A 21,883-nucleotide genomic window follows, 5' to 3' on the forward strand; every position below is an offset into this window, starting at 1 on the left:
TTTTATATCGAACTCACGTTAATTTAGAATGATATTCATAGAGTTTTATCTATAGATTAAGCCTTCTTTATGGTATTTTATTTCGCAATTAAACGGATAAAGAAATAACTGCGACTGCTTTTTTCGGTGTATTATTAATACTGCTCGTTTAATTCCGCAAAGTTTATTCGGTAAGTAGATCAACAAAGTTTATTAAGGAGGCATCGTGCGTGAAAGTCGGTTCTACTTTGCTAATCCTGATAGAGTTGGTCGATATATAAATCGTTGGGATTTACTGCTTCTTATTCTCATCTTTTCTATCTTATTTTTTTTAGGTTGGGCTGGCTCCCAAATGGCTACCCCGTATCAGTTAGGAGAGCAGATCCCCATTTCTTTAGATCCTTCCAATCTTCCTTTTTATGCATTACGTACCGTTTTACGCATGTTTATTGCATTATTTTTTTCCATAATTTTTACTTTTACTGTGGGGCTTTGGGCTGCTAAAAATCGACGCGCAGAGCAGATAATTATTCCTGCTATTGATATTTTACAATCCATACCTGTTTTGAGTTTTTTATCGATTACAGTAACCGGGTTTATTCATTTGTTTCCTAATAGCTTGTTAGGCCCTGAATGTGCTTCCATTTTCGCTATTTTTTGCGCCCAAGTCTGGAATATGACTTTTGGTTTTTATCAATCAGTAAAAACCCTGCCTCATGATTTAAAAGAGGTTGCTTCTATGTTTCGATTATCTGCATGGCAGCGTTTTTGGAAACTGGAAGTGCCTTTTTCCATGTCGAGCTTATTATGGAATATGATGGTTTCCATGTCTGCAAGTTGGTTTTTTGTAGTCTTATCGGAGGCTATTTCTGTTGCACATCAAAATATTCGGCTGCCTGGAGTAGGTTCCTATATCGCTTTAGCCATACAGCAACGTGATTTACATGCTGTGGGTTATGCAATTTTGACTATGGTTGTTGTCATTTTTTTATATGATCAAATTTTCTTTCGGCCTTTAATTGCATGGTCCGAAAAATTTAAAGCAGAGACATCGCATGATGAAGCGGAATATCAATCTTGGTTAGTGGATTGGATGCGCGGTAGTCGGTTAATGAAGCAATTCGCTGAAATTATTGGGATTTTCACCGATCATTTTGTGAACGCACGCTGGCTGCGCCTCAATGAGGCCAAAGCAATTAAGGAAATTGATTTTAAAAAACAAAAGCGCCTTGATCGATTTTGGAGCGCTTTTGTTTTGTTATGTGTTTTTTCGGGAACATGGTTTTTACTGCGTTTTATCCTTGCGGAGTTGAAAGTTGCTGATATTGTGCATGTGTTTTTGCTAGGAGCAGCAACAGGGACACGGGTAATATGTTTAATTGTCATGAGCTCATTAATTTGGATTCCTGTAGGTGTATGGATAGGCTTGAGACCAAGAATCGCACAAAAAATACAACCAGTGATTCAATTCGTTGCGGCATTTCCGGCCAATTTATTCTATCCTTTATTTGTTATTGCCATCGTTAAATTTCATTTAAATGTAGAAATTTGGGTTACTCCACTGATGATACTCGGAACTCAGTGGTATATTTTATTTAATGTGATTGCTGGCGCATCAGCAATTCCGCGTGAACTCTATCTTGCGGCGGATAATTTTGGTTTGAAAGGATGGCTTTGGTGGAAAAGATTAGCGGCGCCAGGGATCTTCCCTTTTTATATTACTGGTGCCATAACTGCCGCAGGTGGTGCATGGAATGCCAGTATCGTGGCAGAATTCGTAAGTTGGGGAAATACTACGCTCAGAGCTACAGGTTTAGGTGAGTACATTCAAGCCAGTACAGCAACAGGAGATTTCCCAAAAATTGCTTTGGGTACAGCCATGATGTGTTTGTATGTGCTTGCTTTTAACCACTTGATTTGGCGTCCGCTTTATCGGCTAGCGGAAGAACGTTTTAATTTTAATTAATAATCATCATGTCTGAAACCATTATTTCTATAGAAAGTTTGAGTAAGTCGTTTAAGAAATCATCAGAGCAAAATTTACTTGTACTTGAGGATGTGAATTTTAAACTTCAAGAAGGTGAAATTGTTGCTTTATTAGGCAAGTCTGGTTCAGGAAAATCGACGTTGCTGCGTATTATTGCCGGTCTAGTTGCTCCAACAAGCGGTTCAGTGACTTATCGAGGAAAACCGGTGACACGGCCTGTGGATGGTATCGCGATGGTTTTTCAATCTTTTGCATTGATGCCATGGCTTACTGTATTAGAAAATGTAGAGCTTGGTCTTGAAGCACAAGGTGTGGGTCGAGAAGAACGAAGGCATCGTGCTATTGAAGCAATTGATATTATTGGTCTTGATGGTTTTGAATCTGCTTTCCCAAAAGAACTTTCTGGTGGTATGCGCCAACGTGTTGGGTTTGCGCGTGCATTAGTCATTAATCCTGATGTTTTGTTAATGGATGAGCCTTTTTCCGCACTTGATGTGCTTACTGCTGAAAACTTAAAATCGGATCTGTTGGAATTATGGAAAGAAAAGAAAACCAATACGAATGGAATTTTATTGGTAACTCATAATATTGAGGAAGCTGCTACTTTGGCAGATAGAATCGTCATTTTTGGTAATGATCCTGGATATATTCGTGCTGAGTTACCTGTAACCTTACCACAGCCACGAGATCCGGAGTCTTCTGAATTTCGAGCTTTAGTTGACAAAATTTATACCTTAATGACTACCGGACCTAAAGAAAAAGCAAAGCGAGCACAAAGAGAACGGCAAATCGGCTTAGGTTATCGTTTGCCTGACGTAGAGCCTTCGGAGTTGACGGGTTTGATTGAAACGATGACTTCTTTTGAAGAACGGATTGACTTGCCAGAGCTTGCTGATGAACTCATGATGAACATTGATGATCTATTTCCTATCCTTGAAACATTAGAAATATTAGGTTTTGCTCAAGTTTCTGCGGGAGATATTCAATTAAGTGATTTAGGAAAGCAATTCTCTGAAGCGGACCTTCAGGAACGCAAGCAATTATTTGCGCAAAGATTATTAGAGAAAGTGCCTCTTGCACGTTACATTCGCAGAATTTTAGATGAAAAAGTAGGACATAGAGTTTCTGAAGAACGATTTTTAAGTAAGCTTGAAGATTACTTAAGTGAAAAAGAAGCAGAACGTGTTTTACGTACAATGATTGATTGGGGGCGCTATGCAGAGATTTTTGCTTATGATTTTAATACGGGCATTTTAAGTTTAGAGAATCCTGGTATAGGTATTTAGTATGGAGCACAAAGAAGAGTATGATGAACAGTTTAAGATAATTCTTCTTGGTGATAATTGTGTTGGCAAATCATGCTTATTAGCAACTCTTTTTGGCCATGCCGATTTTAATGACTATGTCGACACTATGGGTGTTGATCAAAAAATAAAATTTCTTAGAACTTATAATAAAACAATAAAATTACGTATTTGGGATGCTTCCGGGACTCCCAAACTTCAGAAAATTGTTTCATCCTATTTTCGTCACACTGACGGTGCTTTTATTTGCTTTGACCTTACTAATTCCCAATCTTTTTATAATATCAAGGCATTAGTCGAGCGTTTTAGAGCAAGCAATCAGCAGGTACCTATCATTCTCGTTGGTTGCAAAGCTGATTTAATTGGGTTGCGAGAAGTTTCTTATAAAGAGGCTAATGAACTGGCTCATCAATTAGGTTTTACTTATTTAGAAGCTTCTGCCCTTAAAGAAATTAATGTTAAAGAGGGATTTAATTTATTAGCACAACAAATATACTTTATGGCTCAATTAAAGAAAATAAAACCTATTTTGGAAGAGCAGTACAATAATTACCAAAAATTAGAGATACAAAAAGATCGTTCATGTTTGTTTTCAGCATACCGACAAAATCTTACTAAAGAAGCTCCATTAAAGAAGGAATATCATCTCAGTCTGCAACAATTTTTACGAGGAACCGATCCTTCCGCTTTGAATGAATTCTGTATCAAGATATTAGATCTTATCGAAAGAGTAGATCAGTTTTATAAGCATGAAAATCCTTACTGGAGTATCATTTCTCATAGTCCTCTATCCAAAATTTTGAGGCATGCATTGGATGTTTTATGCAGCATGCCCTCGGGAATTACTGAATTATCGGACATCAGGGAATTGATACGTAAAGATAGGGTTTTTAATTTTGGAGAAACATAACCCTAGAAAAAGCAGTAGGACTCAACTGCTTTTTCTAGATAACGGACTTATCCTGATAGATTTTCTAATTTTTTAGCAGGGTACAGATACAAGTGCGCGCGCTTTTTTTATTGAATGTATTGAATTGATTTGGAGAGTTTGGGTGCTTTTCAAACATGCTATATTCACTGACTCGAGTTGTTTCTGTAGTGGATTTAAAGTCTTCTTTGGATGTTTCTTGATAACTATTTAATTGGTGTTGGGCGGCCATTTGGGTGATCTTTTCTTTGATTTTGGAGAAAACACAAGTATAGAAAAACGTACCATCAACTTCGATACTCTGTTTTCCATCAACTTGAAAAGCAGTTTCATCACCAAGATGGTGCATACATGCAATGATTTTATTTATATTTTCTTCGTTGATATCCCTAAATGTGATTACTAAGCGAGCGCGATCTTCCCCAACAACAAGTCGGAATAGATTTTCAGAATGGATTTGTACATCGGCTATGGATAAAACCATATGTGCGAGCACATCACATTTTTCTGGATTAATGCGGTAAGGAATTAAAAATTCTTTGAATTCTTTATGGAGTAACGTATTGCTAAGGACTGATTCATTGCGATGATAACGTTCAAATAAAGCAATACTTTCTAGCATCATGATGAGTTGAGCACATAATTTTTGGTTACCACTAATTTCTTTTAGTTGCAAAAAATGATTAATTTCTTGTTTGCTCTTTAAGATATCTACATAAAAGTGCGGGAAACTATCTAAATCATGGATGCGACCGGATAAAGTTGAGATAAAACTAATGAGATTTTTTAGCGTCTCAGTAAGTAGAGTATGGGGGTAATCAGCCATTATCATTAGTTTTACTTCTTCAATCTGTTTTTTAAGCATATTTTTCGCATTTGTTTCCAAAAGTGGGGCTGATCGTGCTTTATATTGGGCAATTATTTCAGATGAATTTTCTTTTAATGTTTGGAAATAGTTTTTAAAATAAAAAATGAAGTATTCGACAATTGCATCATCATTGAGCAATAGTGGTTTACCATGTAGGTATTTTTCTTCTGGGATTTTAAAAAAGTTGAGTATTTTTTTGATTTGAGAAAAATCGAGTCCTGTTGCAATGGAAAATGTTATTTTTTCTTTATCCATTGTTTCTTCATGTTCAAAAGTAAAGCCTTGGCTTAGCTGTTCTTCATTCACTTTAATATCAGCTAACTGATAGGTAATGTAATTGACTATCCCTGAATTAAGACTTATTCGTTCTTGCTCCAGAAATTGCTGCAACTCTCTCCTCAACTTTGATTTCATGAACTATCCTTTTATTTTCCTAAATCCGACAGTTGAATCTACGAGTAGAGCCAACTGCCGAATTTGGATTATTCAAAAACGAGTTATACTATTAAACAGATTTTCGTGATAGATAGCTCAATATTTCAAGTAAACGATCCGGGCTACCAGCCATTTGTAAATCAGTTTTATATTTATGGTTTACCACGAAGGCAGGAACAGCATTAATTTGATAGCTTGCCATCAAGCTCATGCCATTTTGTACGCGCATATCAATAGTTGGGGAATTTTCAAAAGCACTTTTAGCAATTTCTCTATCCACACCTTGAGCCACAAAAAACTGGATCATCGATTGTTTTGAATCTAATGGTTTTTTGTCTTCTTGTATGGCTTTAAATAATAAAGAATTCATTTTATCTGAAAGAGCAAGTGTTTTTGCCGTGTAATAGGCTTTAGCATAGAGTTCCCAGGATGGTTTAAATATTACAGGTACACGTTCAAATTGAATGTTTTTTCCTGTTTTGCTTACCCATTCATCTAGGGGTGCTTCAATTTTATAACACCAAGGGCAACCATAACTAAAAAATTCCTCGACAACAGGAGTTTTATTTTTGTCATTTGCTGCATTTGGATTAGTCACAATTTGATAATCTTTGCCTTCAACAAATGTTGTAGCCAAGGCTATGGCTGGGAAAAGAAAAAACAGAACAATTAATTTTTTTAACATAATTTAGTTTCCTAATGTAAACCTTCAATATAATGTGCAACAGCGTCCATGTCCTCTTGACTCATTCTACTGCTAATATCTTGCATAATATGGTTCAAATCGTTTTTTCGTTTGCCCTCTTTAAATGCATTTAATTGTAATACAGTATAAGCAGCATGTTGCCCAGAAAGGGCTGGGAAGCCAGCTTGGGCATTGCCCGTGCCTTTAGGACCATGGCAAGCAATACATGCCGTGATCTTTTTTGCAAAATCTCCGCCACGGTAGATTTGTTCACCGCGTTTCAGAAAATTTTCAGGTGTACTGCTTTGAGCAAGAGGCATTTTAGCATAATATGCAGCCAAGTCATCCATGTCTTGATCGCTGAGGGTAGCAACTAGGGCGCTCATTACTGGTGCATTACGCAAAGAAGCGTCCTTCATGTCTTTAAGTTGCTTTATAAAATATTTGGGATGTTGCCCAGCAATATTAGGCCATTCCGGATTTGTACTATTGCCTTGTTGTCCATGACAGGCAGCACAGACAATTGCCTTATTGGCTGCAGATGAACCATCTTCTTGAGCAAAAAGAGCGAGTGGGGTATACAGAATAAAAGCGAGTACAAATTTTTTCATCGATTTCTCATCATAAACTCTCAAGTAATGGTACACTGTCTTGGTTGAAATCCCAAAAAGTATTATGTTCATGTTAGCAAACCCGTATTCTAAAGCAGTATTTCTAAAAAGCGCAGCTCTTGTTTCTCAGTTGCCTGATGACTCAGGTTATGAAGTTGCTTTTGCTGGACGTTCCAATGCAGGAAAATCTAGTGCTTTAAATTGTTTAACCGGTATTAAAAACCTAGCTCGAACAAGTAAAACTCCCGGACGAACTCAATTGATTAATTTGTTTCAGTTGGATGAAGCACGCCGTCTTGTTGATTTACCCGGTTATGGCTATGCCAAGGTTGCTTTACGAGTGAAGATGGATTGGCAAAAAAATTTAGCGCATTATCTTGAAGTAAGGCAAAGTTTAAAGGGTTTGATTCTATTGATGGATATTCGTCATCCTTTAAAAGACTTAGATGTAATGATGATTGATTGGGCTTTGGATCGGGAATTACCCGTGCACATCCTACTCACCAAATCAGATAAATTAAGCCGTAGTGAGGTAAAAAATACCGTATTTAAAGTGCGCAAGTATTACGAATTGGCTCAAAATTTAATTACTGTGCAGTCCTTTTCGTCTTTAAATAAAGAGGGAGTTGAGGAGCTGATTGCTTTGTTAAATCGATGGATTGATCTAGCATAGTTTGCAGGTATCCGTTCAGGGGTATGCTTTCCACTTGGTGAAAGGAATGGATTTTCGCGCAAGATGGGCCAAATGCAGCCTTTCGGTGCATGAGGCGTGAACGCTTACATTTGCAGAGCGCCATCAACGGCTGCCTCTGCACGTCTATCATGAGATTCAAATAATAAGAGTTCGGAATATAATTATTACCCTTTAATTTCCGCGTTTTTCAATACCTTTTCTGCTTGGGCAGCGCGATAGTTTTTAATCGCTTCACGGTATTCAGGATATTTATTGCTTAAAATTGTTGCTGCTAAGAGAGCAGCATTAATAGCCCCTGCTTTGCCAACCGCAAGGGTACCTACGGGGATACCTGCTGGCATTTGCACGATAGATAGAAGTGCATCAAGGCCATTCGTAAAAGTGGACGAAGGCATGGGCACTCCTAAAACGGGTAATAAGGTTTTTGCTGCGACAACACCGGGTAAATGGGCTGCGCCACCTGCTGCAGCGATAAATACTTCAATACCATGTTGTTCTGCTGATTTTAAATAGTCAAACAAAGCATTCGGAGTGCGATGAGCAGACAAAGCACGTACTTCATGAGGAATATTTAATTGGTCCAGAATTAAACTTGCTTCCTCCATAATTGTCCAATCTGATTTAGAGCCCATTAATATAGATACGAGTTTTTTTGACATGATCACCTCATTGATTTGCTAAGTTTTCTAAGACTTTATAACTGCAAATGGATTGTATTGCCTCAACGAGGGCAGCTCCCTCTAATTCTTGTACCCTGGCTTTCAAAAGTTCAGGAGTATCATTTGCATTGACCGGACATTTTTTTTGTAAAATAATAGGTCCTGCATCCACTTCTTCAGTCACGTAGTGCACAGTACACCCAGTTTCAATTTCGGCCGCATCTAAAACAGCTTGGTGTACATCAAGATTCATCAGTCCAGCGTAAGCGGGTAGAAGTGATGGGTGAATGTTAATGATTTTATTGTTCCATGCTAAAACAAATTCAGCAGATAAGATACGCATATAGCCAATGAGTACAACAAGTTCTATGTGATGTTGTTTCAGTATTTCGGATAAACAATGGTCAAACTCGGTTCGGCTTAAACCTTGCGAATTGACAAACATAGACTTAATACCAAAATGGGCTGCCTTTTGTAGAATCAATGCGTCTTCTTTATTGCTTAGCACTAATTCAATCGAGGCGAGTAACTTTTTTTGCTTAATGGCGTCAACAAGTGGGTTAAGATTAGTGCCTCGAGTTGAGCCTAAAACGGCGATACGAATCATAAAGTACGTATCCTTAACATCTGTTCAATGCGTTGCTGAATTAAGGGTTCGGTACCTATATCTTGACGATGAAACAAGGGACCTTCGATTAATGAAACTTCATGTTCAGCATTCATTTCTGCAGCAAAAATGGAATCCGCAATGCCAACATAAGCTGCGGTGCGAGAACCTAGCGCAATGATTTGTTCATCAACTTGATTAACGGAGGCAAGGTATAAATAATTTTGGCAAGCGATTTTTGAAAAATCAACGACAAAATTTTTCTTGGGTGAATCTGGGTATCCTTCAGGAACAGTATATTTACAGACTGTAGCCTGTTTTGCAAACGTCACTTTATCTTCAGTCAGACTACCATTAACTAGTGCGTGGCATAGAGCTACAAAATCAGACTCTAAAATCGAGAGTACGTTTAAGGCTTCAGGATCTCCAAAACGGGCATTGAATTCGATGACATAGATTCCATTTTTAGTTGCAATAAAACTTCCATACAAAATGCCAATGTATTGTTCCTTACATTCATGAGATAAGGCATGAAAAACCGCATTGTTAATGGCTAATGCATCCTGAACTTCATTTGGAGTTAGAAAAGGAAGACTGTGATCCGTGTCAGAATAACTACCCATTCCACCCGTATTGGGGCCGCGATCGCCATCATAAGCGCGCTTATGATCTTGGACCAAAGGCATAGGAATAAGGCACTCTCCATCAGCGAAACACATTAATGAAAATTCTTGACCAATAAGTTTCTCTTCAATGAGAATGGTTTGTTTTTGATTAAGAATTTCCTGGCAAAAACTCAACGCTTCTGTGATTGAGTGCAGATGCTCTCCCGCTACTTTTACACCTTTACCACCCATTAAACCGTTTGCTTTAATCACATAATTGCCTTCACCCAGTTCATGAAGAAACGATTCTATTTGATCCAGATTGGTGAATTTTTTATAACGTGGCAGACCTTGGATGTTGTATTTCTGCATGAGATCGCGAGCAAATTCTTTAGAGGTTTCAATTTGTGCCAGGTTCTTTTTGGGACCAATTGTGGGGATGCCAATCTTCCATAATGCATCAGCCATTCCTTGTTCTAGGGGTGCTTCAGGACCAATAATTGCTAAATCAATCGCCCAAAGTTTTGCTGCAGATAAGACAGCGGCACAATCAGTAATATCACCAGTATCATATTGGGCAGTTAATTGATGAATCCCTGGATTAACTGAAGTTCCATAACAAAATAAAGATGGGTTTTGTGGCGAGCGATGCAATGCTTTGATGAGTGCATGTTCACGTGCACCAGAGCCTATAACAAGAATGTTCATTCCTCCAAGTCCTCTTTATGTGGTTGGTTATTATGCCGCCCTGTTTCGCGTTGTAGTTCCAATTGCTGCATTTTTTCTTGAGTTATTTTTTGGCAGAAATAATCGCCATCCATACACGCCATACATGGTTTTTTGATTTGGTGTTCGCCACGACGTGTTACAGCCTCTACCAAATCTTCGTGTGATTGGTACATTAAAACATCGACACCCAGATAGTTTGCAATTGCTTCCTCCGTTTGATTCGCTGCAATGAGCTCTTTACGTGAGGGGATATCTATGCCACTGAAACAGGGATTTTTAAGTGGGGGCGAGGTCGAGGCAAAATAAATCTCCTTTGCTCCAAATTCTCTGACCATTTTGACAATTTCACGAGAGGTTGTTCCGCGCACAATACTATCATCAATGATCATCACCACTTTATTTTCGATTTCAGTTCGTTGCGGGGTTAATTTATAGCGAATATTACGGGTTCTTGCCTTTTGGTTCGGCATAATGAAGGTTCGACCAATAAAAGGATTCTTATACAAACCCTCGGAATATCGAACGCCTAACTCATGTGCAAAAGATAAAGCCGCCGTGTTCGCGGTAAATGGTGCTGGAATAACCACATCAGGGATTATATTAGGATATTTTTTCTTCCATTGGAGGGCGAGATTTTGTCCCATACGCAAGCGGGCTCGGTATACGCTGACATTATTCAGTGTTGCATCAGGACGAGCAAAATAAACGTATTCAAAAACACAGGGCCTGAATTGCTCCTTTTGAAGCACACGGCGATGTAACTTTCCCTTAAGATCAACATAGGCTACTTCACCGGGTAATATATCTCCTTGTGGTTCGAATCCTAAAGCATAGAAAGGTGTTGTTTCTGATGCAAAAATCGTATCTGTTGTTCCATCAGTGTTTTGACGTGTACCCCAAACTAAGGGACGAATTCCGTGTGGATCGCGAAAGGCAACAAGTCCTTTACCAATGACCATGGAGACAATGGAATAAGCACCTTCAATTCGGTTAAAAACATGCGACACTGCATTGGTGAGTAGTTCAAAAAAGCTTTCATAATCCTCTTCAATACTGTAGGCACTGCTTGCTAGTTTGTCTGCAAACATCAGCAATAAAGCTTCAGAATCAAGTGAGGTATTAAGATGACGATGTTGCTTTAAACGAATTTCATCTGCCAATTCCTGATAATTAGAAAGATTGCCATTATGTGCGAGCGCAATACCGCGTGGACTACCAATCCATAGGGGTTGAACATCAGTAGTGGTATAACCTCCTGCAGTGGGATAACGCACATGACCAATCCCTATATTGCCTTCAAGCGATAAAATATTTTCTGGGGTAAAAATTTCTCGTACTAAACCCAATCCATGTTTTGTATAAAAACGCTGATCACAGGTGAGAATACCTGCAGCATCTTGTCCTCGATGCTGTAGATGAATTAGACTCTCGTATAATTCAGAGGCTACTGGCTCATGACTGTAAATACCCACTATTCCACACATGGATGAACTTACCTTAAATAATTGGCAATATGACGCATAATACGCTGCTCGGCAGGTTCTTTATGCGCTGTGAAGTTAAATTTCTCACCAGTAATTCGTTCATAAAGCTGAATGTAGCGGGCAGAGAGCTCTTCAACTAATTCTTGGGGTGCTTGGGGGAGTTGTACATCATTGTAAGGATCCGAATTTTTGGCAAACCATAAACGCAAGAACTCTTTGTCAATATTTTCAGGTTCTAAGCCAGCCGCAATGCGTGTTTGATAACTGTCGGCAAGCCAATATCGGCTTGAGTCAGGGGTATGAATTTCATCAACAACTCTAATTGTTCCATCAGCATCTCGACCAAATTCATACTTAGTATCCACTAAAATCAAACCATGATCGCGAGCGATTTCAGCACCACGTTGATAGAGCTTAAGTGCTAATGTACTTGCTTCTAACCAATCTTCTTTACTCATCCATCCTTCAGATATAATTTCAGCTGGAGAAATAGGGCGGTCGTGAATTTTTTCTTTAGTTGTTGGTGTTAAAACAGGGTGTTCCAGTTTCTGATTTTTTCTTAATCCCTCTGGGAAAGTAATGCCGCAATATTCACGTACGCCGTTTTGATATTGAGTCCATAAAGAAGTGCTTGTTGTGCCGCTAATATATCCTCTTACTACAAACTCAATCGGAAAAACAGTACATTTTTTAGCAATAACCACATTAGGATCGGGAACTGCAACGATGTGATTAGGCACAAGATTTTTAGTTTGTTCAAACCACCATGCACTGGTTAAATTGAGCACGGCTCCCTTATAAGGAATTAAAGCCAAATGGCGATCAAAAGCACTTAATCTATCTGTAGTAACCAGCATGATGTAATCACCAAGATCATAGGCGTCTCTCACTTTCCCTTGATATTTTTCACCTATAGGCAAGTTTGTTTGGTCAAGGCAAAAAGCCAAAGCTTCTTGAATTTCATCGCTATAATGAGTAGTTGTAGCATTCATGAGCATGTGGATTCCCAATAATGTGCGTTAACAAGAGTTGATCGATAAGCGTGGATATAGCGACCTCACCGCTGGTGAACTGCCATAAAACGCCATGATTTATGTTATTGATTTTTGGAGCTGCATAATGAGCTTTAAGTGTTTGTAAGGTTTGTTGTCCTTTCAGGTCTTCTTGAGTGCGAACAAGATAGGTCAAAGTATTTTTAGAGCAAAGCTCGTTTAAGGATATTTCTCGTTCTTTTCGATCGGAATACAAGAGCCCTGTTTTTTTCAATAATTCAAAACTTTCTAAAGTATCACACTCAATTTCCCAATGCTCAAAGCGGTTTACGGTGACTGGAAAACCTAAGTGTCTTAAGGTTTTTTGCACGGTTAATGCTTGGTTATCAGTAATAATAAGCTTGACCAGACATAGGTAACTGTTTGGTTTTTTACTAAAGCTCTCAGGTTTTTGATGTAGCGTGGAAATAGATGGATCCGTAACTTGGGGAACAGTTAATTTATTGTCTTCACCAGAACCTAGACTACGCTGGTCTTTTATATAATCGCGCATGGATGTAAAAATGGGATCACCATTAACGGTACGTTCAGGATGTGGCATCATTGCCATCACATTACCTGCTTGATTCGTAATTGCTGCTATATTACCAGCAGATCCGTTAGGATTGATGGGGAAATTATCAACAATAGCACCTTCAGCAGTACAGTATTGGAACAGGTTTAAGCCTTGCTCTTCGATTTGATTTAATAAAGAGTCAGGCATAAGAAAACGTCCCTGAGCATGTGCAATGGGGAGGTGGATTAAATCAGTGCTTGAAAGATGACGAGTAAACGCATTATTTTGATGCTTATCAGACAAACGCATGTGAACCCAAGCATTATAAAAACCAGTCCCGATGATTTTGCGATTTACGATACGCTTATTTTCCGTAAGTGCCATATGAATCTCATGGCGCTCTAATCCGGGTACCAAACCTGATTCAACTAGGATTTGTGCGCCGTTGCAAATGCCTAGCACTGGCTTGCCTCGTTCACTTTGGGCTTTGATTTCTTTAATGACGGGATCAAGTGCCGCAATAATTCCAGCACGGGAGCGATCTTCATAAGAAAAACCACCAATAAGAATATAACCATCCAAACAACGCAACTTCTCTAGGGGTTCATTCCATAGAAATTCAACAGGCTCCATTCCTGCGCGTTTTACAGCAAGAGCTGTTTCACGCTCACAATTAGAACCGGGGAATTGAATTAAGCCTATACGTATCATAAAAGCGTCACCTTTTGCTCTCCTCCTATGACGTGTCCGATTTCATACAGAGGGAAGGATGGAAAATCGCGTAATACTTCGCGGATTGCAGAGAGTGTTTCTGGTGCTATAAATAGAACCAAACCTGCACCCATATTAAAAGTACGATACATTTGTTCATCATCAAGATGACCTAATTTGCGTAATAAATTAAAGATTGGGAGTTCGGGGATCAAGTTTTTGTGGATTTCAACAGCACAATTTTTAGGGAGAATACGAGGAATATTTTCCAGCAAACCCCCTCCAGTGATGTGTGCCATTCCTTTAATCGGGATGTTTTTTTCCAAAAGGCTTAAGATAGGGCGCGTATAATTAATGTGTGGAGTCAAGAGTTCTTCACCAATAGTATGGGTGAACTCTTGAAATTGTGATTCCACTTTGTAACCGGCTACTTCAAAAAGTAATTTTCTTGCCAACGAATAACCATTAGTGTGTAAGCCACTTGAAGGGAAAGTGACTACCACATCCCCTACAGCTATTTCTTTTCCTTCAATTGCTTTATTTTTTTCCACGACTCCAGTAATAACGCCAACTAAATCGTGCTCTCCAGGAAGATAAGTTCCAGGCATTTCGGCTGTTTCGCCACCGACCAAAGAAATTTGATTTTCTTGGCAGGCTTTTACCATCCCCCGAATAATTTGCTCGATAATTTCAGGCTTTAATTTATCATTAGCAATATAATCGAGAAGAGTAAGTGGTTTTGCGCCCAAAACAATAATGTCATTGGTGGTCGCACTCACCAAATCGATGCCAATAGTGTCAAATTTTTGCATCATTTTGGCCACCATCATTTTGGTACCCACTCCATCAATGCTTTGCACAAGGACTGGATGCTCATATTGATGGAGAAGACTTTTAAGGTCATACATGGCGCCGAAGCTCCCAATTCCTGTAAGCACTTGTGGTGAAAAAGTACTTTCTACGGATTTTTTAATACTGCGAACTGCTTCGTTACCTGCTTCTATGTCCACACCTGCAGCTTTGTAATCGATAATTGACATTATATGAGCCTCTCAACTAAACCATTTTCCCAAGCAGTTTTTGCTGCGCTAATAGATACATTAACTACGGAATTTATCATCAAGGTTGGGGTTGCTGTTGTTTCGCCTATTGCTTGGAATGTTATAGAATGGTTATGAAATAGCGTTTCTATTTTTTTTAAATGTTCAGGAGAAATTTCGAGGATAAAACCTCCGCTTTCCGAGAATAGTTTTTTGTCATTAGGCAAATCACCAGGAATAAACACATCAACGCCAATTTGATTTTTAAAGCTCATTTCAGCAAGAGCAACAGCGACTCCTCCTTCTGAAATGTCATGAGCTGAAAGAACCAATCCTTCTTGCATGGCCGTATGGAGTGCACTAATTTCGCTGGCAAATGAAGCAAGATCAGGTTTGGGTAGTTGGCTACCAAGCTGATGATGTAATTGGTAATAAACGCTACCACCGCATTCATCTCTACGCTCTCCAACCATGAGTAACACCGAATTGGTATGTTTGAAGTCGTAGGTTATTGCTTTGGAATAATCAGTCATAGAGCCAATACAACTGATAATCGGGCTTGGAGGAATAGCTCCTTGAGCTGATTCATTATAAAGCGATACATTACCCGATATAATCGGTAAGCAAGAATCATTATGTATCATTTTTACGGCTTTACACGCATCAGTGATTCCTTGTACTGAGGCTACAAACTCACCCATTTGAAATTCATTCTCTGGATTGCCAAAACACAAACAATCCGTTAATGCAAGAGGCCATGCACCCACTGCGATAATATTACGCACGGATTCAAGAACGGCGTTAATTGCTCCCCAATAAGCATCGATTTTATTATAACGAGGGTTATGATCAACCGATAACGCAACACCTGTTTGACGAATTTCCTCAGGATATTTATCTTCATTAAATGGAGCAATCAAGCCTGCATCAGCCCATCCCGGCTCAAGAACAGAACGACCTTGAACTTGCTTATCATAGCTTTCGTAAATAGGAGCACGAGAGGCAATGTTTTCATGAGAAAGCAAATGCAGTAGTTGTTCATTAAAATTATCAATGGTAAATGGTGCTGGCTCATTATGAGTGGGTTGTTTTATTTGGTAAGGCCTATCGTAGAGAATGCCTTTAGTAATGTCTTTGGCTTGTGCAGAAACAATCTTTTTGCCCTGTGCATTAACCACGTACAAGCCATCAGTTCTTATTTTTCCTACTACGGTTGCTTGTGCGCCATCACAGATTTCTGGAAGGGCAAAGCGCTCGTTGTAATGTTTTAAGAAGGTATCTACCAGTTCTTGAGGCACAACCCACATAAAACGTTCTTGAGTTTCGGAACATAAAATAACCGCAGGAAGCAAATTATCCATACTAGTGGGGACCAGATCCAGATTAATTTCTGCACCATAACCACTTGCTTCTGCTAATTCAACACTAGCACAAGCAATCCCACCGGCACCTAAATCTTTAAAACCAACACGCTCAATGAGGTTCTTTTCACGCAGGAATTCAAACATGGCATAATTTGCTTTAAGAATATGCCGTTGTAAAAATGCATTAGGCTCTTGGACGGCCCCTTTATTCTGCTCTTGTTGTTCTTCACTGAGTGTTGCTGAAGCAAAAGCAGCACCGCCAAAGCCACTATTATCTGTTGGTTTTCCTACTAAAATAAATTGATAATTTTCGGCGTGAGAGGGGGCGTAAGAATGGATAATATGATCCTCTCGGACTACGCCTAAAGTCACTACCGTTACCAAGCAATTTTCATTATAGGCTTCATCATAATAAGTGTCGCCGGCGAGATTAGGAATGCCAAGTGGATTCCCATATCCAGCAATACCCTGAACTACCCCTTGATGAATCCATTTTGTTTTTGCACGATTAATGTCCCCAAAGCGCAGGCTGTCTGCAACGGCAATAACTTCTGCTCCCATACAACAGACGTCGCGTACATTACCTCCGACACCAGTAGCTGCTCCTTCGAAAGGAACTAATTGTGACGGATGATTATGTGATTCATGGCTGACAACAATACCATAGCGCCTGTTTTGTTGATCAGTAGCTACGGCAACAATACCCGCATCTTCTTTAGGGCCTAAGATAACGTGAGGAGCATTAGTAATGAATTGATTGAGGTGTTTACGACTGCTTTTATAAGAGCAATGTTCAGAGCCTTGAATAGACCATAATACACATTCTGCATAGGTGGGCGGTCGTTTTAATAACGAGTTCTGGATAGTAAGTGCTTCATCAGGAGTTAGGCGCAGGTTAAAACGTTGGAGTAAATGAGCTATTTCATCCAAGGATAATTGGGAAAAATCAAAACAATCCGGTGTTTCTAGCATTTTTAAGAAGAACCATCAGCTAAAACGTCAACAAATTGTAATCGTATTTCTGACAAAAAGCAATAAAAATTTTGTCATTTAGTTGTCAAATTGACAAAAAATTTAACTTTTTGTCAGGGCAAAAATAGGAGCAAGAAACCGATTTTTTTGCAAAGACTTTAAGATTGAATAGACTCTTTCCACAATTTCTCAACAATTTGTGGGTTTGCTAAAGTTGAGATATCGCCTAGTTCATCAAGACTTTGTATTTCTTTTCCTGCTATTTTGCGCAAAATACGACGCATGATTTTACCGGAGCGTGTTTTTGGCAAGTCATTGACAATATGAATAATATCCGGTTTTGCTATGGGGCTTATTTCTTTATTCACTTGTTTGAGTAATTCAGTTTTTAAACGTTCATGTGCAATGAAGCCTTCTTTTAAAATGACAAAAGCATAAATTCCTTGCCCCTTTAACTCATGAGGAATGCCAACAACTGCGGCTTCAGCAACAGCAGGGTGGCTTACCAAAGCACTTTCAATTTCTGCAGTACCTAGGCGATGACCTGAAACATTAATGACATCATCCACACGCCCCGTGATCCAATAATCCCCCTCTTCATCACGTTTGGCGCCATCCCCAGTGATGTAATAGCCATGATGCAAATAAGTGGTACAATAGCGTTGGTGATCTCCTGCAATGGTTCGTGCCATAGAAGGCCAGGGATATTTTATGGCTAAATATCCTTCACCAGCTCCTGTTATTTCATGGCCATGCTCATTAAGTAATACAGGAACAACTCCAGGAATAGGTTGGCATGCAGCGCCAGGTTTGCTGCTAGGGTCGTCCGCTCTTGGACTAATCATTACCGCCCCGGTTTCTGTTTGCCACCAAGTATCTATTATTGGGCATCTACTTTGGCCTACTTTTTGATAATACCATTGCCATGCTTCAGGGTTAATAGGCTCTCCTACTGAACCCAGTAAACGCAAAGAACGGCGAGAACTGGAAGCGAGCCAATCATCACCTGCGCGCATTAATGCGCGTATCGCAGTGGGTGCCGTATAAAATACATTTACTTGATGCTTATCTACGATTTGCCAATTTCTGGAGGGATCAGGCCAAGTAGGGATCCCTTCGTAAATTAGTGTGGTGATCCCATTACAAAGAGGTCCATATACTAAATAGCTATGGCCAGTAACCCAGCCTACGTCAGCGGTACACCAAAATACATCATCTTCGTGACAATTAAAGAGTAATTGATGGGTATAGGCTGTTTGTACCAAATAACCTCCTGTAGTATGAACTACTCCTTTGGGTTGTCCGGTGCTGCCCGAGGTATAAAGGATAAACAAAGGGTCTTCTGCGTCCATAGGTTCTGGATCACAACGGTCGCTTACTTTCTCCCTCAATTCATGCCACCAATGATCTTTATGTTCATCAAAGGCAATAGGTTCATCACTGGTTTTAATGAGAAGTCTCGGTAATGATAAATCGTTACATGCTTCATCGATCTGTTCTTTTAAGCCGACTAATTTACCACCACGATAACTGTGGTCTGCAGTAATGATGCAAGTACATTCGGACGCGAGTACACGTTGTCTTAAAGCGTGAGCAGAAAAGCCTGCAAATATGACCGTGTGTACTGCACCAATTCGAGTGCAAGCAAGCATGGCAATTGCTGCTTCAGGGATCATCGGTAAATAGATAGCGACTTTATCCCCTTTTTTTACATTAAAGTGTTTGAGTACATTGCTCATGCGACATACTTCGGCGTGTAATTCCGCAAAAGTTAATGTCTTATTTTTGCGTGGCTCATCTCCCTCCCAAATAATTGCGGGATGAGTTGCTTTATGGGCAAGATGTCTATCCAGACAATTTGAACTGACGTTTAATGTTCCACCCTTGAACCAGGTCACATCACCATGTCTTAAACCTCCGGTCAATACGGTATCCCAGGGACGTAACCAATCCAGAGTTTGTTGCGCCACTTCGGCCCAAAATTCAGTTAAGGAGTCTTCTGTATGGGTTAATTGGGGATGGCGTAAATGAGCATGCATATTATACCTCTTTCCCTTGAGCGATTAATTTGATTATGGCTGAAAAATCAGACTCACCAAGGCCTTGATCAATAAAATGCTGGTACATTTGAGTTGCTTTCGCACCTAAAGGGGTTTCCAGATTCACTGAGCGTGCCGAATCTTGGCTGAGTAATAAATCTTTAAGCATCATTGCCGCAGCGAATCCTGGCTTATAATCATTATTTGCGGGAACATTTTCTAAAATTCCTGGAACAGGCGCGTATTTAGTCATTGCCCAGCATTGTCCGGAAGCATTACTCACTACCTCAAAAAGTTTTTGTGGCGATAATTGTAATTGTTCTGCGAGAATGAAGGCTTCTGAAATAGCAATCATTGAGATACCAAGGATCATATTATTACATATTTTTGCTGCTTGCCCACTTCCTGCGGTCCCGGTGTAAATGATTTTTTGTCCTATAGTTGCCAGAATTGGCTTTGCTGCATCAAACGCTTCTTCTTCACCACCCACCATGAAGGTTAGTGTCCCAGCGGTTGCTCCGGCTACGCCACCTGAGACCGGTGCATCAACAACTTGGAGAAGATGTTGTTTCGCCAGATGATGCAGTTCACGTGAACTGTTGACATCAATAGTTGAGCAATCAATGAATAAAGCTCCTTTTTTAGCTGCCTGAAATAATCCATTATTGCTATGACAGACCTCTAATACTTGTTGCCCAGTTTGCAGCATGGTAATGAGCACATCTTTATCTTGAGCTAATTCATGTGCGTTATGGGCTATTGAACCACCAGCTTGAGAAAAATGCTGTAAGGCTGTTGGTTGTAAATCATATCCGGTCACTTGATATCCTGCTTTAATTAGGTTGATGGCCATAGGTAAGCCCATATGCCCAAGTCCTACAAATCCTATTGTTTTCATTGCATTCTCCATCTGAATTAATAATGTAGCCTGAGTGAAGCGAAACCCGGGTTTGTTGAACTCAATCAATTTCCCGGGTTCGCTTCACTCAGGCTACACATTATTTCTAAATTATTTTAATCATGTGTAGGCATAATAAAAGCGCTTTCCTTGATGTCACTAATAGGCCATCTACTAGTAACCGTTTTACGTCGTGTGTAAAATTGAATACTTTCTTGACCGTGCATGTTTGTATCACCAAAGGAAGAATGCTTCCAGCCACCAAAGGGATGATTTGCGACAGGAACTGGAATAGGAATGTTTATTCCAACCATGCCCACTTGTACTCGTTGGCTGTATTCGCGGGCACTGAACCCATCACGAGTGAAAATTGCGGTTCCATTGCCGTACTGATTTCGGTTGACTAAGGCTAAAGCATCCTCAAAGCTATCTACGCGAACTACAACAAGAACTGGACCAAAAATTTCGTTTTGATAAATAGACATATGTTCATTGACATGATCAAATAAACAGGGGCCCATGAAGAAACCTTGAGGATAGTCGGGATGCTTAAAAGATCGCCCATCAATAAGTAATTGAGCTCCCTCGTTTATTCCTTGCTCCACAGCAGCTAAGACTTTTTGTCGATGGGCACTACTAATTAAGGGCCCCATGTCTGTTCCGGGAATATCACCAGCACTAATTCGTGTTGCATGAATTTGGGGCGTTATTTTAGCAATGAGTGCATCAGCAGTATGCGTTCCTACTGCAACGACAACCGATATCGCCATACACCGTTCGCCAGCAGATCCATAAGCAGCGCCAACAATAGCAGAGGCTGCTTGATCAAGATCGGCATCAGGCATGACCACACAATGGTTTTTTGCTCCACCAAAAGTATGTGCACGTTTTCCATAAGAGGTGGCAGTCGTATAAATATGTTGTGCTACTGGTGTAGAGGCGACCGCAGTAAAAGTGGCAATATCTGGATGAGTGAGTAAATAGTCGACTGTTGTTTTATCTCCATGGACGCAATTGGCAACTCCGTCGGGCAATCCAGCATCACTTAATAATTCCAGTAAACGAATAGGGGCAGAAGGATCTTGTTCTGAGGGTTTTAAGATGAACGTATTACCGCAAGCAATAGCTGGGATAAGCATCCAGACCGGAACCATGACTGGGAAGTTAAATGGTGAAATCCCAGCACAAACACCCAGTGGTTGCCTTAAAGTATGGCAGTCAATACCCGTAGTTACGTCTGCAGAAAAATCTCCTTTAAGTTGGTTCACAAGGCCACAATGTAATTCAACTACTTCTATGGCGCGAGCTACAGAACCTTTAGCATCATCTAAAGTTTTACCATGTTCACGAGTAACAATTCGCGCTAAATCTAATTGATTTTTTTCGAGTAATTCTCTGAACTTAAAGAGGATTCGTGCCCGTTTAATGGCTGGAGTTTGTGCCCAATCTATTCCTGCTTTCTTCGCAGAAGCAATTGCGCTGTCGCAAAGAGATTTTGATGCAAAATAGACTTGGCCGATTACTTCTCCTAAAGCAGGATTATAAACAGAGTGGCTTGTCGTATTTGTTTCGTTAATTAATTGACCATCAATATAGTGTTGTACAATGTAGCCCATTAGCAAACTCCTTTTATTATTTTTAGCAATTAAGTTGTTTATTGTAATTGTTTCATGGAATTATTTATACAATAATAGCGAAGAGATTAGGACTAAAATAACCTCTTTTTGAATCACTCT

At 39.7% G+C, this 21,883-nt stretch carries 18 protein-coding genes; 4 read left to right on the top strand and 14 right to left on the bottom strand.

The features are described from left to right. The first annotated feature begins 205 nt into the window (after positions 1–205). From Lgra_RS07305 to Lgra_RS07315, 3 genes are read left to right on the top strand one after another with little or no spacing between them, the layout of a single operon-like run. Entirely contained in the window at positions 206–1,945 is a 1,740-nt protein-coding gene (locus Lgra_RS07305; RefSeq protein ID WP_115385465.1) for an ABC transporter permease, read from the top strand. 8 nt (positions 1,946–1,953) lie between these two features. Then, on the top strand, positions 1,954–3,252 hold the full coding sequence (locus Lgra_RS07310) for an ABC transporter ATP-binding protein (protein ID WP_058498593.1): 1,299 nt from the start codon (positions 1,954–1,956) through the stop codon (positions 3,250–3,252). A gap of 1 nt (position 3,253) precedes the next feature. Then, positions 3,254–4,180 carry a Rab family GTPase gene (locus tag Lgra_RS07315; RefSeq protein ID WP_058498594.1) on the top strand — a complete coding sequence of 309 codons (927 nt, stop codon included), beginning with the start codon at positions 3,254–3,256 and terminating at the stop codon, positions 4,178–4,180. Between the two features lie 64 nt (positions 4,181–4,244). On the opposite strand, the gene Lgra_RS07320 is transcribed toward Lgra_RS07315, so the two are convergent. The 3 genes from Lgra_RS07320 to Lgra_RS07330 all read right to left on the bottom strand — a co-directional run bounded on the left by Lgra_RS07320 (position 4,245) and on the right by Lgra_RS07330 (position 6,797). Then, the gene (locus Lgra_RS07320; protein WP_058498595.1) at positions 4,245–5,480 is read right to left on the bottom strand and encodes a hypothetical protein; all 1,236 of its coding nucleotides are present in this window, start codon (positions 5,478–5,480) and stop codon (positions 4,245–4,247) included. A gap of 91 nt (positions 5,481–5,571) precedes the next feature. Continuing rightward, positions 5,572–6,186, bottom strand: coding sequence for a thiol:disulfide interchange protein DsbA/DsbL (locus Lgra_RS07325; protein WP_058498596.1), 615 nt, complete (start codon positions 6,184–6,186; stop codon positions 5,572–5,574). 11 nt (positions 6,187–6,197) lie between these two features. Beyond that, the gene (locus tag Lgra_RS07330; protein ID WP_058498597.1) at positions 6,198–6,797 is read right to left on the bottom strand and encodes a c-type cytochrome; all 600 of its coding nucleotides are present in this window, start codon (positions 6,795–6,797) and stop codon (positions 6,198–6,200) included. Between the two features lie 70 nt (positions 6,798–6,867). On the opposite strand from Lgra_RS07330, the gene yihA reads away from it, so the two are divergent. Continuing rightward, positions 6,868–7,470, top strand: coding sequence for a ribosome biogenesis GTP-binding protein YihA/YsxC (yihA, locus tag Lgra_RS07335; protein WP_058498598.1), 603 nt, complete (start codon positions 6,868–6,870; stop codon positions 7,468–7,470). A gap of 185 nt (positions 7,471–7,655) precedes the next feature. Here the strand turns inward: yihA and purE are convergent, their stop codons facing one another. The 11 genes from purE to Lgra_RS07390 form a co-directional block, all read right to left on the bottom strand. Further along, entirely contained in the window at positions 7,656–8,150 is a 495-nt protein-coding gene (gene purE, locus Lgra_RS07340) for a 5-(carboxyamino)imidazole ribonucleotide mutase (RefSeq protein WP_058498599.1), read from the bottom strand. A gap of 7 nt (positions 8,151–8,157) precedes the next feature. Beyond that, positions 8,158–8,757 carry a phosphoribosylglycinamide formyltransferase gene (purN, locus tag Lgra_RS07345; RefSeq protein WP_058498600.1) on the bottom strand — a complete coding sequence of 200 codons (600 nt, stop codon included), beginning with the start codon at positions 8,755–8,757 and terminating at the stop codon, positions 8,158–8,160. Beyond that, positions 8,754–10,070, bottom strand: a complete 1,317-nt coding sequence (purD, locus tag Lgra_RS07350; protein WP_058498601.1) for a phosphoribosylamine--glycine ligase — start codon at positions 10,068–10,070, stop codon at positions 8,754–8,756. The genes purN and purD overlap by 4 nt, the downstream gene beginning before the upstream one ends. After that, positions 10,067–11,575, bottom strand: a complete 1,509-nt coding sequence (gene purF / locus Lgra_RS07355; protein WP_058498602.1) for an amidophosphoribosyltransferase — start codon at positions 11,573–11,575, stop codon at positions 10,067–10,069. Before purF ends, purD begins: the two co-directional genes overlap by 4 nt. An 8-nt stretch (positions 11,576–11,583) precedes the next feature. Further along, the gene (locus Lgra_RS07360; RefSeq protein ID WP_058498603.1) at positions 11,584–12,573 is read right to left on the bottom strand and encodes a phosphoribosylaminoimidazolesuccinocarboxamide synthase; all 990 of its coding nucleotides are present in this window, start codon (positions 12,571–12,573) and stop codon (positions 11,584–11,586) included. Then, positions 12,542–13,834, bottom strand: a complete 1,293-nt coding sequence (gene purQ / locus Lgra_RS07365) for a phosphoribosylformylglycinamidine synthase I (RefSeq protein WP_058498604.1) — start codon at positions 13,832–13,834, stop codon at positions 12,542–12,544. Before purQ ends, Lgra_RS07360 begins: the two co-directional genes overlap by 32 nt. Further along, complete coding sequence (purM, locus tag Lgra_RS07370) at positions 13,831–14,874, bottom strand: phosphoribosylformylglycinamidine cyclo-ligase (RefSeq protein ID WP_058498605.1); 1,044 nt, start codon at positions 14,872–14,874, stop codon at positions 13,831–13,833. Before purM ends, purQ begins: the two co-directional genes overlap by 4 nt. After that, on the bottom strand, positions 14,874–17,210 hold the full coding sequence (gene purL / locus Lgra_RS07375) for a phosphoribosylformylglycinamidine synthase subunit PurL (RefSeq protein WP_058498606.1): 2,337 nt from the start codon (positions 17,208–17,210) through the stop codon (positions 14,874–14,876). Before purL ends, purM begins: the two co-directional genes overlap by 1 nt. 158 nt (positions 17,211–17,368) lie before the next feature. Then, on the bottom strand, positions 17,369–19,249 hold the full coding sequence (gene acs / locus Lgra_RS07380; protein WP_058498607.1) for an acetate--CoA ligase: 1,881 nt from the start codon (positions 19,247–19,249) through the stop codon (positions 17,369–17,371). 1 nt (position 19,250) lies between these two features. Beyond that, complete coding sequence (gene mmsB / locus Lgra_RS07385; RefSeq protein ID WP_083502867.1) at positions 19,251–20,159, bottom strand: 3-hydroxyisobutyrate dehydrogenase; 909 nt, start codon at positions 20,157–20,159, stop codon at positions 19,251–19,253. Between the two features lie 104 nt (positions 20,160–20,263). Next, positions 20,264–21,763 (bottom strand): CoA-acylating methylmalonate-semialdehyde dehydrogenase, encoded by a 1,500-nt coding sequence (locus Lgra_RS07390; RefSeq protein WP_058498609.1) that lies wholly within the window; start codon positions 21,761–21,763, stop codon positions 20,264–20,266. Positions 21,764–21,883: the final 120 nt, after the last annotated feature.

Origin of the sequence: Legionella gratiana (genome assembly GCF_001467695.1) — a bacterium.
GTDB lineage: Bacteria > Pseudomonadota > Gammaproteobacteria > Legionellales > Legionellaceae > Legionella > Legionella gratiana.

Bases quoted from the DNA above. Each gene is read 5' to 3' on its own strand.
- Lgra_RS07310 (WP_058498593.1), top strand. From the start codon at position 1,954: ATGTCTGAAACCATTATTTCTATAGAAAGTTTGAGTAAGTCGTTTAAG.
- Lgra_RS07315 (WP_058498594.1), top strand. From the start codon at position 3,254: ATGGAGCACAAAGAAGAGTATGATGAACAGTTTAAGATAATTCTTCTT.
- Lgra_RS07320 (WP_058498595.1), bottom strand. From the start codon at position 5,480: ATGAAATCAAAGTTGAGGAGAGAGTTGCAGCAATTTCTGGAGCAAGAA.
- Lgra_RS07325 (WP_058498596.1), bottom strand. From the start codon at position 6,186: ATGTTAAAAAAATTAATTGTTCTGTTTTTTCTTTTCCCAGCCATAGCC.
- Lgra_RS07330 (WP_058498597.1), bottom strand. From the start codon at position 6,797: ATGAAAAAATTTGTACTCGCTTTTATTCTGTATACCCCACTCGCTCTT.
- yihA (WP_058498598.1), top strand. From the start codon at position 6,868: ATGTTAGCAAACCCGTATTCTAAAGCAGTATTTCTAAAAAGCGCAGCT.
- purE (WP_058498599.1), bottom strand. From the start codon at position 8,150: ATGTCAAAAAAACTCGTATCTATATTAATGGGCTCTAAATCAGATTGG.
- purN (WP_058498600.1), bottom strand. From the start codon at position 8,757: ATGATTCGTATCGCCGTTTTAGGCTCAACTCGAGGCACTAATCTTAAC.
- purD (WP_058498601.1), bottom strand. From the start codon at position 10,070: ATGAACATTCTTGTTATAGGCTCTGGTGCACGTGAACATGCACTCATC.
- purF (WP_058498602.1), bottom strand. From the start codon at position 11,575: ATGTGTGGAATAGTGGGTATTTACAGTCATGAGCCAGTAGCCTCTGAA.
- Lgra_RS07360 (WP_058498603.1), bottom strand. From the start codon at position 12,573: ATGCTCATGAATGCTACAACTACTCATTATAGCGATGAAATTCAAGAA.
- purQ (WP_058498604.1), bottom strand. From the start codon at position 13,834: ATGATACGTATAGGCTTAATTCAATTCCCCGGTTCTAATTGTGAGCGT.
- purM (WP_058498605.1), bottom strand. From the start codon at position 14,874: ATGTCAATTATCGATTACAAAGCTGCAGGTGTGGACATAGAAGCAGGT.
- purL (WP_058498606.1), bottom strand. From the start codon at position 17,210: ATGCTAGAAACACCGGATTGTTTTGATTTTTCCCAATTATCCTTGGAT.
- acs (WP_058498607.1), bottom strand. From the start codon at position 19,249: ATGCATGCTCATTTACGCCATCCCCAATTAACCCATACAGAAGACTCC.
- mmsB (WP_083502867.1), bottom strand. From the start codon at position 20,159: ATGGAGAATGCAATGAAAACAATAGGATTTGTAGGACTTGGGCATATG.
- Lgra_RS07390 (WP_058498609.1), bottom strand. From the start codon at position 21,763: ATGGGCTACATTGTACAACACTATATTGATGGTCAATTAATTAACGAA.